The sequence below is a fragment of the Rhizobium sp. BK289 genome (genome assembly GCF_014193575.1).
In the GTDB taxonomy this organism is placed as follows: Bacteria; Pseudomonadota; Alphaproteobacteria; order Rhizobiales; family Rhizobiaceae; genus Rhizobium; species Rhizobium tropici_C.
The window spans coordinates 97,301-111,169 of sequence record NZ_JACHZO010000014.1 but is presented as its reverse complement, the minus strand read 5'-3'; the positions used below and the strand labels follow the sequence as shown (position 1 = coordinate 111,169).

Sequence of the window (13,869 nt, the reverse complement as noted above, 5' to 3'; positions counted from 1 at the left end):
GATGTCGATTTCTTCCTGGTTCATAAAGAAACCGATTGCAACCTCATTGCTGATGGTTGGCCTGTTTACCCTGGGGGTCGTGGCATATCCATTGCTGCCGATCGCCCCGCTTCCGCAAGTCGACTTCCCGACGATCCAGGTATCGACCCAGCTTCCGGGAGCCGACCCCAAAACCATCGCGTCGTCCGTGACACAGCCGCTCGAACGCCAGTTCGGGCAGATACCTGGTGTCGCCCAGATGACGTCCAGCAGCACGCTGGGCAGCAGCGCGATAACGCTTCAGTTCGACCTATCGAGAAACATCGATAGCGCCGCCCAGGATGTTCAGACAGCGATCAATGCCGCATCGGGACAACTCCCATCCGGGCTCCCCTCCCCGCCGACCTACCGCAAGGTAAACCCGGCTGATCCGCCGATTATGATTCTGGCCCTTACCTCAGACACGCTTCCGCTCACCAAGGTCGACGATTTCGCCGAGAACGTGCTTGCCCAGCACATCAGCCAACTAAATGGGGTCTCGCAGGTCCTTGTCTTCGGTCAGCAAAAGCCGGCGGTGCGAATACAGGTCGATCCTGGAAAGATCGCTTCCTTGGGGATCTCCATGGAAGATGTCCGAAGCGCGGTGAGCACTATCACAACCGACGCTCCGAAAGGTAGCATCCAAGGTGCGGACCGGACTTACACCATCTACGACAACGACCAGCTATTGGACGCAGCGCCCTGGAATGACGCGATCATCGCCTACAAGAATGGCGGGCCGATACGAGTTCGCGACATCGGCGAAGCGGTCGATGGCGCTGAGAACAATCAGCTTGCGGCATGGGCCAACGGAAAACCGGCGATCATCCTGCCGATTTTCAAACTGCCCGGCGCGAACGTTATCGACACTGTCGATCATATCAAGGAAATCCTACCCCAGTTGCAGGCGATCGCTCCGGCGGCGCTGAATGTGTCGATCCTCAGCGACCGGACTGTTACCATTCGCGCGTCTGTCTTGGATGTCGAAAAAACACTTCTGATTACGATTGTGCTGGTTGTTGTCGTCATCTTTGTTTTTCTTCGCAACTTCTGGGGAACTGTCATACCCAGTGTTACCGTTCCCCTCGCGCTGATGGCAACGCTCGCGCTGATGTACGTCGCCGGGTTCAGTCTCGACAATCTGTCGCTTATGGGACTGAGTATTGCTGTCGGTTTTGTCGTCGACGACGCAATCGTCATGGTCGAGAATATTCACCGGCACATGGAGATGGGAAAAAGCCCTTTTCAGGCGGCACTAGACGGCTCGGCCGAGATTGGTTTCACAATCATTTCCATCAGCCTTTCTCTCGTCGCCGTGTTCATCCCGCTTCTATTGATGGGCGGTATCGTCGGCGAACTGTTCCGTGAATTCGCAATCACTGTAACAATGACCATTGCCGTCTCGGCAGTCGTTTCATTGACAATTACCCCAATGATGAGTTCCCGGTTCCTGAAAGCAGACAAGGCTGACGGCCATGGGCGGCTCTATCTGCTTTTCGAGGACGCATTCGACCGTATGCTGTCCGGCTACGAATACACGCTCGATAAGGCATTGCGTCATCATCGTGTGACGTTTGCTTTTTTCCTCCTGTCCCTTGCCGCGACAGGCTATGTCTTCGTAGAGATACCAAAGGGGTTCTTTCCAATCCAGGACACGGGTCTGATCACCGGGGTGCTTGAAGCCTCACAGGACATTTCGTTCGCGAAAATGTCCGCGCTCCAAGTAGAGGCTGGAAAGATCGTCCAAAGCGATCCTGCCGTCGCGAGCACCAGCATGCAGGTCGGTGGAGGTTCTGGCTCCACGGTCAACATGAGCCGGATGTTCATCACCCTGAAGCCTCTCGATCAGCGAGATGCTTCCGCGTCGCAGGTGATCGACAGGCTTCGGCCCCGGTTGCAAGAACTTGAGGGCGCTCAGCTCTTCCTGCAGTCCGCGCAGGACATCAATATTGGCGGCAGAAGTTCTGCGACACAGTTTCAATACACGCTGCAGGACGGTGATCCCGCCGAACTCAATGAGTGGGCCGGCAAGCTTCTCGCAAAGTTCCGGTCGCTACCCGAAATCACAGACGTCGCCACAGACCAGCAGAACGCCGGCACGACGGTTACCCTCGCGATCGATCGCGATAAGGCCTCCCGCTATGGGATCGCTCCGCAGCTTATCGACAACATCCTCTATGACGCTTTCGGACAGCGACAAGTCACCCAGTACTTCACCGATTTGAACAGCTATCATGTCATCTTGGAGATTGCTCCCGCTCTTGGTGGCTCGCCATCATCGATTGATGACCTATATGTCAAATCGCCATTGACTGGTGAGCAGGTCCCCCTGAATGCCCTTGTAAAGCAAACGACCGAGCCGACCGCAGTCCTGGCAGTCAACCATCAAAGTCAGTTTCCATCCGTGACCTTGTCGTTCAATCTGTCGAGTGGGATCGCTCTCAGCCAGGCCGTCTCTGCCATCCAAGCTGCAGAGAAGCAAATGGGAACGCCTGCCACATTGATTGGCTCGTTTCAAGGCAACGCCCAGGCGTTCCAGTCGTCCCTGGCGTCCGAGCCGTTGCTCGTGCTTGCAGCGATCGCCGTAATCTATCTTATCCTTGGCGTCCTGTACGAGAGCTACTTCCACCCTCTTACCATCCTGTCGACGTTGCCGTCTGCCGGCTTGGGTGCATTGTTGATGCTGTGGATTTTCGGTTTCGGATTCACCGTAATTGCCCTTATCGGGGTTATCCTTCTGATCGGTATCGTGAAGAAGAACGGCATCATGATCGTCGATTTCGCGGTGGAAGACCAAAGAAACAACGACTCATCACCCGAAGAAGCGATCCGGAAAGCTTGTCTTCTGCGCTTCCGTCCCATCATTATGACGACGAGCGCCGCCTTGCTTGCCGGTATTCCCTTGATGCTCGGCCATGGAACCGGCTCCGAGCTTCGTCAACCGCTGGGATACTCGATTGTAGGCGGTCTCGTGATCAGCCAGATCATGACGCTATACACGACACCGGTCGTTTACCTCTACCTCGAACGACTAAGCAGGATGGTCAGTGCGAAAGATCGAGCTGCAGAAGCCGCTCAATCCCACTGAGTCGAGGGACGGCATCTTGCGGTAATCGCCGGCGGGCGCGTTGTATTGCGCCCGTCGATATCTGCGTTGAGCATGGTGTCGTCGAGACACGAAGCCGGGCGACATCACTTTCGGCTTCGCCGTCATGTCCTGTGACCCCTATGGGCTGGCGGTCACCTGGACCCCAAATCGCTAACGATGTTCGACAAAAGCAACGCTGGCATCGCTGACGATGGCGACATGCGAATAGGCTGCCTGCCTGGCCGCCTGAGCGTTTGCGCGCATGATTGCTGTGACGATGATGTCGTGCTCATCGAAGGACTTGGCGAGACGTCCGGGAAGGCGGAATTGTGCGCGACGGAAGGGGGCAAGCCGGGCGCGCGTTTGCGTCACCAGCTCGAGAATATGGTCGTTATGCGCGCCGCGATAGAGCTGGTTGTGAAATTCGACATTGTATGTGGCATAATCTTCCTCGGCGCCGGCACGCACCAGCCGGGCGGAAGCGTGATGTTGGCGCTCGAGGGTGCGACGTTCATCGACGGTCATTCGTTCCGCCGATAAGCGCGCGCAAATGGCTTCGAGCTCCGCCATTGCCTCAAACATCGAATGCAGATAGGCACCACTAACGTTCGTCACAACAGCGCTACGGTTCGGTTCACGGCCAACGAGACCCATCGCGCCAAGTTCGCGTAACGCTTCGCGAACCGGGGTTCGTGATACCTCGAAGCGGGCCGCGAGTGTAATTTCGTCAAGCTTCTCGCCAGGCAAGAGCGCTCCCGTTACGATCATATCGGCCATCGCCCGCACCATCTGTTCGACGGTCGTTCCTGGCCTCACAACTTCCTTACGCTTGATCTGCTTCACAGAAATAGGCGAATCCTCAGTTCGTGCATACAGATGTATGCGCGAACGACCCAAAGTCAATCGTCAATTTAATCTGTTGTTTTTCAATGATATTTTTCAACAGAAAACCTCAATCATATCACTCGTCGCGGCGTGCCTTTCAATTTAAAGACTAAAAAAAGTGCATTGCTCATTTTAGGGCATTATTTCAAGAAAATCTGCATACACTTTTTGCTCTCGAGATCTCCATTGGATTTTAGCGCAATAATATCATTAGCTTAACATCTGGCATGGTGATTGCATACACTTTCATGTGATCCTTTCTACGAACCGGGCTCCAGCCCCAAGGAGCATTCCCATGACCAGACTCCTTCACATGAATCGCCGCAACTTTCTCCGGGCTTCGGCTGCAGGCGCACTCACCAGTGTCGCGCCGGGCCTTCTGTCATCTCGCGCCTACGCCCAGACCGCCCTCACCGTCGGCTTCATCTATGTCGGCCCAAAAGATGATTATGGCTACAACCAGGCCCATGCCGAAGGCGCTGCCGTCGTCAAGGCGCTCCCTGGCGTCACGGTAGTCGAAGAAGAAAACGTCCCCGAGACCGTCGACGTTCAAAAAACGATGGAATCGATGATCAATCTTGACGGCGCCACGCTGATCTTCCCGACGTCATTCGGCTATTTCGATCCGCATATGCTGGCCATGGCCGCGAAATATCCCAACATCCAGTTCCGCCATTGCGGCGGCCTCTGGCAGGCCGGTAAGAACCCGGACAATACCGGTTCCTATTTCGGTTACATTTTCCAGGGCCAGTATCTGAACGGCGTGACTGCCGGTTATACCACGAAGAGCAAGAAGATCGGCTTTGTTGCAGCCAAGCCGATCCCGCAGGTTCTGCAAAACATCAACGCCTTTCTGCTCGGTGCGCGCTCCGTCGATCCGGCCATCACCTGCCAGGTGATCTTCACGGGCGAATGGTCACTGGCCGTCAAGGAGGCCGAGGCCACCAACGCGCTGATCGACCAGGGGGCGGATGTCATCACCTGCCATGTTGACAGCCCGAAGGTCGTCGTCGAAACCGCCGCCGGCCGCGGTGCCTTCGTCTGCGGCTATCACGCCAACCAGAGCCCCCTTGCTCCGGCGAAGTATCTGACTGGCGCGGAGTGGGCCTGGGGGAATGTGTACTCCGACTTCGTCAAGAAGGCACAGGCCGGCGGAAAGCTCGGCAATTTCGTTCGCGGCGGCCTGAAGGATGGCTTCGTCAAGATGAGCCCGCTCGGCCCTGGTGTGTCCGATGAACCCCGCAAGAAATTCGAGGCGACGCTTGCCGAGATGATGGCGGGAAAATTCTCGGTCTTCAAAGGCCCGATCAAGGACAATAAGGGCAATGTCGTCATCACCGCGGACAAGAGCTTCGCCGAGGACGCAATCGAACTCGAAAGCATGAACTATCTCGTCGAAGGCGTTGTCGGTTCCACGGCCTGATTATCGAGGGAGAACCGTCATGACGGTTGAAGTCAACGAGCCCGCATTGTCCATCGCTCAGCTGAGGCGGGCGCAGCTACGCCCGGCCCTCGAATGGCTGGCGCGACGAGCCGAGCCTGTGGTGATCACGCTTGGCGCAATCCTGGTCGGCCTCGCACTGTTCTCCCTCTTCATCCTGGCGGTCGGCAAATCGCCGGCCGACCTCTTTCGCTTCATGTATGCCGGCGGCTTCGGCAGCTGGTTTTCCATCCAGAACAGCTTGAGCCGCGCCTCCCCCTTGCTACTCACGGCGCTTTGCGTTGCGCTGCCGGCAAGGCTTGGCCTCGTCATCATCGGTGGTGAAGGCGCCGTCGTCCTCGGCGGCGTGGCGGCCGCGGCAATCGCACTGCCGGTCGTCGGCCTGTTGTCGCCGATCATCGTTCTTGTCCTCATGGCGTTTGCTGCCATGACAATCGGCGGCATCTGGATCGGTCTTGCCGGCTTCCTTCGCCACTATCGCGGCGTCAACGAAACCATCTCCTCACTGCTGCTCGCCTATATAGCCATCGCCTTGATGAACCAGTTCGTCGAAGGGCCGCTGCGCGATCCGGCAAGCCTCAACAAGCCCTCCACCAAGCCACTGCCACACGACTACATGCTCGGCAATATTCCAGGCATGGACGTGCATTGGGGCCTCGTCATCGGCATTATCGCCTGTGTTGTCTCGTGGATATTGCTCGAGATGACCAGCTACGGTTTCGCCGCTCGCATCGCTGGCGGCAATGTTCGCGCCGCGCAGATCCAGGGCTTGCCCGTGGGGCGGCTGATTGCCGGTTTCACGGCAATTGCCGGCAGCTTCGCCGGCCTTGCCGGCATGATCGAGGTCGCCGCGGTCCAGGGCAGCGCCAATGCTTCGCTTGCCGCCGGGTATGGTTACACCGGCATCCTTGTCGCTTTTCTGGCGCGTCACAATCCGCTTGCGATCATCCCGGTCGCCATCCTTCTCGGCGGCATCGATGCGTCCGGCGGCCTGATCCAGCGCCGCATGGACCTGCCCGACGCAACCGTCCTCGTTCTGCAGGGTACGCTCTTCATCGTCATCCTCTTTGGCGAAACCTTCTATGGCCGCTTCAAGATCTTCAATCCCGACCTCTGGAAAAGGAGCGCATGATGGACGATACCGCAATCGGTCTCTGGGGCGTGCCGCTCGCCATCCTCGCCGGCGCGATCCGCGTCTCGACACCCTTCATCTTCGTCAGCCTCGGCGAGACGATCACCGAACGTTCCGGCCGCATCAATCTCGGCCTTGAAGGTACGCTCGTTTTCGGAGCCATGACCGCCTATGCCTTCGCCGTCATGAGCGGCTCCCCCTGGCTCGGCGTGCTCGCCGCGATGGCAACCGGGGCGATCTTCGGCGCTGTGCACGGCTGGATCTGCAAATGGCCGAAGGTCAACGACATTGCCATCGGCATCGCCATGATGCAGTTCGGCCTCGGTCTCGCCTTCTTTCTCGGCAAGTCTTTCATCCAGCCTGTCGCGCCACACCTGCCGGCGATCCCCTTCGGTTTCTGGTCAAACCTGCAGCCGGTACAGGCAGCCTTGAACATCAATATCCTTTTTATTCTCGGTGCAGCTCTCGCCCTCGTCCTCTGGTGGGCATTCAGGAACACCAGGATCGGCCTCATGCTGCGCGTCGTGGGCGACAGCACGGACGCGGCACGCGCCATGGGCATTGACCCTGATCGTGTCCGGCTGCTGGCAACCGCGCTCGGCGGTTCGCTGGCTGCGATCGGCGGCGCCTATCTATCGCTCTACTATCCAGGTTCCTGGAACGAGCGCATCTCCTCCGGACAGGGCCTGATGGCCGTGGCATTGGTGATCTTTGCGCGCTGGAACCCGATCGGCTGCTTTGTCGCCGCACTTCTCTTCGGCGGCGCCGGCGCGCTTGGCCCAGCTTTGCAATCCGTCGGCGTGACGCAGGGATATTATCTTTTCTACGCCGCTCCGTACGTGTTGACGCTCGTCATCATGATCATCACCTCCTCGCCCACCCGTGCGCTTAGCGGCGCTCCCGGCGCGCTTTCGCTTACCAAATAGGAAGATCAGCCATGAACAGTCTCGCAGCCGCAGCCATCGGGCAGAAACTGACTTATATCGACGCCGATCCCTATCCCTGGCCCTATAACGGCGCCCTCAGACCGGACAACACAGCGCTCATCATCATCGACATGCAGACGGATTTCTGCGGGCCCGGCGGCTATGTCGATCACATGGGCTACGACCTTTCGCTGGTCCAGGCGCCGATCGAGCCGATCAAGGCCGTCCTGTCTGCCATGCGTACAAAGGGCTATCACATCATCCACACGCGAGAGGGTCATCGACCTGACCTCGCCGACTTGCCGGCCAACAAGCGATGGCGCTCGCAACGCATCGGCGCCGGCATCGGCGACAGCGGCCCCTGCGGCCGTATCCTCGTGCGTGGAGAACCCGGCTGGGACATCATTCCCGAGCTTTATCCGATCGAAGGCGAGGCAATCATCGACAAGCCGGGCAAAGGCTCTTTCTGCGCGACCGACCTTGAGCTGATTCTCAACCAAAAGCGCATCGAAAACATCATCCTGACCGGGATTACGACCGACGTCTGCGTCTCCACCACCATGCGCGAGGCGAATGACCGGGGCTTCGAATGCCTGCTGCTGGAGGATTGCTGCGGCGCGACCGATTACGGCAATCACCTTGCCGCCATCAAGATGGTGAAGATGCAGGGCGGCGTTTTCGGCTCGGTCTCCAATTCCAAGGCCTTGATCGAGGCATTGCCCTGATGCCTTCACTACGCGCCCACGTCTATCGCGTCGCCGCGCAAGGACCGGACGATACCTCCGGCGTCGAAGCGCTTCTTGCCGACGGTCTGGCGGCCAAGAATGTCGTGGCTATACTCGGCAAGACCGAGGGCAATGGCTGCGTTAACGATTTCAGCCGCGGCTATGCTACCCGCAGCTTCGAAACACTCTTTCGACAGCACGGTGCCGATGACGTCTCGTTCGTCATGTCCGGGGGGACGGAGGGGGCGCTCTCGCCGCACTGGACGGTGTTCGCGCGACAAGTGGTCGATGCGCCGGCCGAACGCGCACTGGCGATCGGGGTTGCGCGCACGCCTTCGCTGCCATCCCAACATCTCGGGCGGCGCGAACAGGTTCTGCTTGTGGCCGAAGCTGTGCGCGTAGCGATGCGCGATGCAGGCATCGACGACCCAAGCGACGTCCATTTCGTCCAGATAAAATGCCCGCTCCTCACGCTCAGCCGCATCAGCGCGGCTGAAGCCGAGGGAAAGACACTCGCCACCCGCGATACATTGAAATCGATGAGCCTGTCGCGCGGCGCATCGGCGCTCGGCGTGGCGGTCGCGCTGGGCGAGGTTGACGAAGGAGTGCTCCGCGACACCGACATCTGTCACAGCCATGAACTCTTCTCGCGCCGCGCCTCCGCCTCGGCCGGCGTTGAATTGACGGATCACGAAATCATCGTGCTCGGCATGAGCGATCGATGGTCGGGGCCGCTGGCGATCGACCACGCGGTGATGCGTGATGCCGTCGATGTAGCGGCCGTGCGCGAGGCATATGAGCGCCTGCCTGCCAACAGCCGCCTCGCTGCCGTTCTCGCCAAGGCCGAACCGGATCCCACCGGAAAGATTCGTGGCAAGCGCCACACGATGCTGGACGACTCCGATATCTCAGGCACGCGCCATGCGCGCGCCTTCGTTGGCGGCGTGCTCGCCGGCCTCTTCGGCATCACGGATCTCTACGTCTCCGGCGGCGCCGAACATCAAGGGCCTCCCGGCGGTGGTCCCGTCGCCATCATTGTCGAAAAGGAGCATTGAGGTGAGCATAATTCGCGATACCCCTCTTCCCAAAGCCGGCAAGGCGGTCGGCATCGAGACGCACGACATGACCATGCGTTTCGGTAGCTTCACAGCACTGGACCAGGTATCCGTGAGTATTCCTGCAGGTAGCTTCCACGCGCTGCTCGGCGAAAACGGCGCGGGGAAATCGACGCTCGTCAAATGCATCATGGGTTTCTATCACCAGACCTCAGGTTCCCTGTCTGTGGACGGCCACGAGGTGGCGGTCGCCTCCCCGAAGGATGCAGCTACTTATGGTCTCGGCATGGTTTACCAGCATTTCACGTTGGTGCCGTCGCTGACAGGTGCGGAAAATCTCGTCATCAGCCGTGCCGAAGTACCCGCTATTATCAACTGGGCAAGAGAGCGTAAGGCGCTCGCCGCCTTCATGGAGCGGATGCCCTTCAAGATCCCGCTCGACCGGCGGGTCAGCGAGCTTGCCGCCGGCGAAAAGCAGAAGCTCGAAATCGTCAAGCAGCTTTATCTTGGCCGCAGCTTCCTCGTGCTTGACGAACCAACCTCCGTGCTGACGCCGGCGGAGGCAGATGAGATGCTCGGCCTGGTGAGGGGCATGACCGAACGCGGCGAGCTAACCGTTTTGATGATCAGCCACAAATTCCATGAGGTGACGAAATTCGCCGATGCGGTCTCGATCCTGCGACGTGGCAAGCTTGTCGGTGGCGGCAAGGTCGGCGAACTCTCAACGGCGGATATGGCGGCGATGATGATCGGCGACATCAAGCTTGCCGAACTCGACACGCGCGTTCCTGTCACTGATACGGCCAAGCCGGTATTGCAGGTGGACCAGGTCAGGGCGCCCGACCGCTCCGGCCTGAAGACGATCGAGATCGACAAGCTGACGGTGCGTTCCGGCGAGATTGTCGGCATCGCGGGCATTTCCGGCAATGGCCAGAAAGAACTCACGGAAATTCTCGCCGGGCAGCGGCCTACCGAGGCTGGAGCAATCAGCGTCAACGGCGAGATCTACGGTGCGACGCGGCCCGAGACACGAAAGAACAACGTCCGCTTCATTCCGGAAGAGCCGCTGCAGAATGCCTGTGCGCCACGCATGACCGTCAGTGAGAATCTCGCCTTCCGCACCTTCGACCTGACGGAGACCGGCACTGAGGCGATCTGGCTAAACAAAGGCCGGATGAAGAAGCGCGCGACATCGCTGATTTCCGACTTCAAGGTGAAGACGGCATCATCGTCCTCGCCGATCGCGGCCCTTTCCGGCGGCAATGTTCAGCGTGCCGTGCTGGCGCGGGAGCTGACGGGTTACGTTGATCTGTTGATCGTCTCCAATCCCTGCTTCGGCCTCGATTTTTCCGCCGTCGCCGAAATCCGTGCCCGTATCATGCGTGCCCGTAACGCCGGGGCGGCTGTGCTGCTTTTTTCGGAGGATCTCGACGAACTTCTGGAAATGTCGGATCGCATCATGGTGATCTCCGAAGGCAGGCTCGTCTACGAAACACCGGCGCAGACCGCCGATATCTCGGTGATTGGCGCACATATGGCAGGACATCACGGATGACGGATATCAAGGCTCAACCGTTCCCCTTTCCGCTGCAACGCGAGGTCGTGGCATTGATCGTCATCGACATGCAGCGCGATTTTGCCGAGCCCGGTGGCTTCGGCGCCAGCCTCGGCAATGATGTCAGCCGCATCACGAAGATCATCCCCGACGTCAAGCGGCTGATTGCCGGTTTCCGTTCAGCAGGCCTGCCAGTGATCCATACGATGGAATGCCACAGACCTGACCTTTCCGACCTGCCGCCTGCCAAGCGCGATCGCGGCAATCCCTCGCTCAGGATCGGCGATCTCGGACCGATGGGCCGCATCCTGATTGCCGGCGAGCCTGGTACCGCGATCCTTCCCGAGCTTACACCCATCGATGGCGAGATCGTCATCGAAAAGCCTGGCAAGGGCGCCTTTTATGCCACCGAACTCGGCGATATCCTGAAGAGCAAAGGCATCAAACAGCTCGTCTTCGCCGGCGTCACCACGGAGGTTTGCGTCCAGACCACCATGCGCGAGGCCAACGACCGCGGCTATGAATGCCTGCTCGCCGAAGAAGCAACCGAAAGCTATTTCCCCGAATTCAAGTCTGCCGCGATCGCGATGATCCGAGCACAGGGCGCTATCGTCGGCTGGACAACGCATATCGATGACATTCTGGAGGCCATCAACCATGCCTGAAACGACGCGCGAACTGTTGACGGCCGGTGGCTGGAAAGAACTGGAATTCGGCCCCTTCCGACCTGACGTGACGATCCACTGGATCCGTCCCTTCGAAGGCGACCAGCCGGGCGTGGCACTGCTGAAATACGAGCCCGGAGCTTCGGTGCCGCGCCATCGCCACGAAGGGCTCGAAACCATCCTGGTGCTCGAGGGCACCCAATCCGACGAGGCCGGCGACTACGGCAGGGGCAGCTATGTGGTGAATGCTGCCGGCACCGAACATTCAGTCTGGAGTGACACCGGTTGCGTCGTGCTCATCCAATGGGACCGGCCGGTCAGAATATTGGAAGAGGAAACTGCGTGATCAGTCCCGCCTTCGACATTTCGTCCCTACATGCCTTCTACGCAGGCGGCGGCACCGTTGCTGCGATCGTAGAGGCCGTTTTTGCTCGCATTGTCGACGTCGACGATCCCGGCATCTTCCTGCACCTTGCCGACAGAAAGAGCCTGTTTGAACAAGCGGCGGCTCTCGGAACTTTTGACCCCACGACAAAACCGCTCTGGGGCATTCCCTTTGCCGTAAAGGACAATATCGACGTGGCCGGCATGCCGACGACCGCTTCGTGCCCCGACTACGCCTATATGCCTGATACCGATGCCACCGTTGTTCGCCTATTAAAAGAGGCCGGCGCTCTGGTAATCGGCAAGACTAATCTCGATCAATTCGCAACTGGCCTCGTCGGTGTCCGCACTCCGTATCCGGTTCCGCGCAATGCCATGGATGCCGATTTGGTGCCAGGCGGATCGAGCTCCGGTTCAGCCGTGGCAACGGCGCAGGGCATCGTCAGCTTCGCGCTCGGCACGGATACTGCCGGATCCGGTCGTATTCCAGCCGGCCTCAACAATATCGTCGGCATGAAACCCAGCCTCGGCGCATTGTCGACAAGCGGTGTCATTCCCGCCTGCCGCACGCTGGATTGCGTTTCAATCTTCGCGCTGACGGTCGACGACGCCTGGCGGGTGTTCGAGGTTGCCGCATGTCACGATGCCGAGGATGCCTATTCGAAAACCATTCCGGCCAATGGTTTTGGGCAAGCGCCGCCGGTCCTGACCATCGGCGTGCCCGCCAAAGCCGACCGGCTGTTCTTCGGTGACGCCGTCATGGAAGCGGCCTATGACGATGCCTTGCGCATGTTGACGAAACTGGGGCATCGCCTGGTGGAAGTACCGTTTGGCGATTTCTACAAGGTGGCAAACCTGCTTTATGAAGGCGCCTGGGTGGCGGAGCGCTATGCGGCGGTCAAGGATTTCTTCGACGCCAGGGAGGTAAGTTTCCATCCCGTCACGCGCGGGATTTATGGCGGCGCCAAACAGCTTTCGGCCGCGGATGCCTTCAAGGGCCTCTATGCGCTGCAGGCCCTGAAACAGAAGGTTGCTCCACTGATCGCATCGGTTGATCTCTTCTGCGTACCGACCGCGCCGACACATTACACACGTGCCGACCTCGAGGCCGAACCGATCCGCGAAAATTCGCGTCTCGGCACTTACACCAACTTCGTCAATCTGCTCGACATGTGCGGCATCGCCGTGCCGGCGGGCATACGCAGCGATGGTCGTCCAGCCAGCGTGACCCTGCTGACAACTTCAGGACGCGACGGCCTCACGGCTTCGCTTGCCCGTGACATTCACGCAAGCAGCGGCTTGACGCTCGGCGCAACCGGATGGCTGCAGCCGAAGCCGAACGATACGATCAGCGTTGACGAAGCCGGGCTGATCGACATCGCGGTCGTCGGTGCCCATCTCTCCGGCATGCCGCTGAACGCACAACTCCTTGCTCTCGACAGCCGCTTTCTGCGGAAAGCACGAACATCGGATTGCTATCGGCTTTATGTCTTGCCGGGGCAGATGCCGGCAAAGCCGGGGCTTATCCGTGTTCCACAGGCGACAGGCGGTCAAATCGATGTCGAAATCTGGCAAATGACGCCGGCCGCGTTCGGCCAATTCGTTGAGGCCATCCCCTCACCCCTCAGCATCGGTACGCTTTTTTTATCGGATGGTACGTCGACCAAGGGATTTCTGGTCGAAGCCGCCGCCGTCGCCGACGCGGCGGATATCACGCATTATGGCGGATGGCGCGCTTATGTCGCTGCGACGGTGTAAGGCTTCGAAGAAGCGCTGATAGTGCGCCGCTGCGCATCTAAAGAAATCTTTACCGTGAGCGGATCACAACCAAAATCGATCAAGCGGGTTCAGCGCATGCACGATCTTTTTCTGCAGATCCATTTTTCAGATAAAGACCAAGATAGACCAGTGGCTTACGCAGAACCCCATTTATGCAAAGATACGGTGTGACAACGAGCCGCCCGATACGCTCGTTGCCATCCCTACTGGGTTTCG

Annotated in this window: 11 protein-coding genes; 10 read left to right on the top strand and 1 reads right to left on the bottom strand. The window is 59.1% G+C overall.

Translation table 11 applies throughout. The features are described from left to right. The first annotated feature begins 1 nt into the window (after nucleotide 1). Nucleotides 2–3,106, top strand: coding sequence for an efflux RND transporter permease subunit (locus FHT84_RS24060; protein WP_183764477.1), 3,105 nt, complete (start codon nucleotides 2–4; stop codon nucleotides 3,104–3,106). A 171-nt stretch (nucleotides 3,107–3,277) separates the two neighbouring features. Here the strand turns inward: FHT84_RS24060 and FHT84_RS24055 are convergent, their stop codons facing one another. Next, nucleotides 3,278–3,949 carry a GntR family transcriptional regulator gene (locus FHT84_RS24055; RefSeq protein WP_183764480.1) on the bottom strand — a complete coding sequence of 224 codons (672 nt, stop codon included), beginning with the start codon at nucleotides 3,947–3,949 and terminating at the stop codon, nucleotides 3,278–3,280. A gap of 337 nt (nucleotides 3,950–4,286) precedes the next feature. Here FHT84_RS24055 and FHT84_RS24050 point away from each other — a divergent pair, with 337 nt between their 5' ends. The 9 genes from FHT84_RS24050 to atzF are packed head-to-tail and all read left to right on the top strand — an operon-like array spanning nucleotide 4,287 to nucleotide 13,632. Further along, nucleotides 4,287–5,414: a BMP family ABC transporter substrate-binding protein gene (locus FHT84_RS24050; protein WP_183764499.1), complete on the top strand. Its 1,128-nt coding sequence runs from the start codon at nucleotides 4,287–4,289 to the stop codon at nucleotides 5,412–5,414. 19 nt (nucleotides 5,415–5,433) lie between these two features. Further along, a complete protein-coding gene (locus FHT84_RS24045; protein ID WP_113248674.1) occupies nucleotides 5,434–6,564 on the top strand; it encodes an ABC transporter permease in 1,131 nt (376 codons plus the stop codon). Continuing rightward, on the top strand, nucleotides 6,564–7,490 hold the full coding sequence (locus tag FHT84_RS24040; protein ID WP_183764660.1) for an ABC transporter permease: 927 nt from the start codon (nucleotides 6,564–6,566) through the stop codon (nucleotides 7,488–7,490). Before FHT84_RS24045 ends, FHT84_RS24040 begins: the two co-directional genes overlap by 1 nt. 11 nt (nucleotides 7,491–7,501) lie before the next feature. Further along, a complete protein-coding gene (locus FHT84_RS24035) occupies nucleotides 7,502–8,215 on the top strand; it encodes an isochorismatase family cysteine hydrolase (protein WP_113248673.1) in 714 nt (237 codons plus the stop codon). Then, nucleotides 8,215–9,270 (top strand): ring-opening amidohydrolase, encoded by a 1,056-nt coding sequence (locus tag FHT84_RS24030; protein ID WP_113248672.1) that lies wholly within the window; start codon nucleotides 8,215–8,217, stop codon nucleotides 9,268–9,270. The genes FHT84_RS24035 and FHT84_RS24030 overlap by 1 nt, the downstream gene beginning before the upstream one ends. A gap of 1 nt (nucleotide 9,271) precedes the next feature. Beyond that, nucleotides 9,272–10,825 carry an ABC transporter ATP-binding protein gene (locus FHT84_RS24025; RefSeq protein ID WP_183764502.1) on the top strand — a complete coding sequence of 518 codons (1,554 nt, stop codon included), beginning with the start codon at nucleotides 9,272–9,274 and terminating at the stop codon, nucleotides 10,823–10,825. Continuing rightward, on the top strand, nucleotides 10,822–11,490 hold the full coding sequence (locus FHT84_RS24020; protein WP_183764505.1) for an isochorismatase family cysteine hydrolase: 669 nt from the start codon (nucleotides 10,822–10,824) through the stop codon (nucleotides 11,488–11,490). The genes FHT84_RS24025 and FHT84_RS24020 overlap by 4 nt, the downstream gene beginning before the upstream one ends. Further along, nucleotides 11,483–11,836, top strand: a complete 354-nt coding sequence (locus tag FHT84_RS24015) for a cupin domain-containing protein (RefSeq protein WP_113248669.1) — start codon at nucleotides 11,483–11,485, stop codon at nucleotides 11,834–11,836. Before FHT84_RS24020 ends, FHT84_RS24015 begins: the two co-directional genes overlap by 8 nt. Beyond that, nucleotides 11,833–13,632 (top strand): allophanate hydrolase, encoded by a 1,800-nt coding sequence (atzF, locus tag FHT84_RS24010; RefSeq protein WP_285165443.1) that lies wholly within the window; start codon nucleotides 11,833–11,835, stop codon nucleotides 13,630–13,632. Before FHT84_RS24015 ends, atzF begins: the two co-directional genes overlap by 4 nt. The last annotated feature ends 237 nt before the right edge of the window (nucleotides 13,633–13,869 follow it).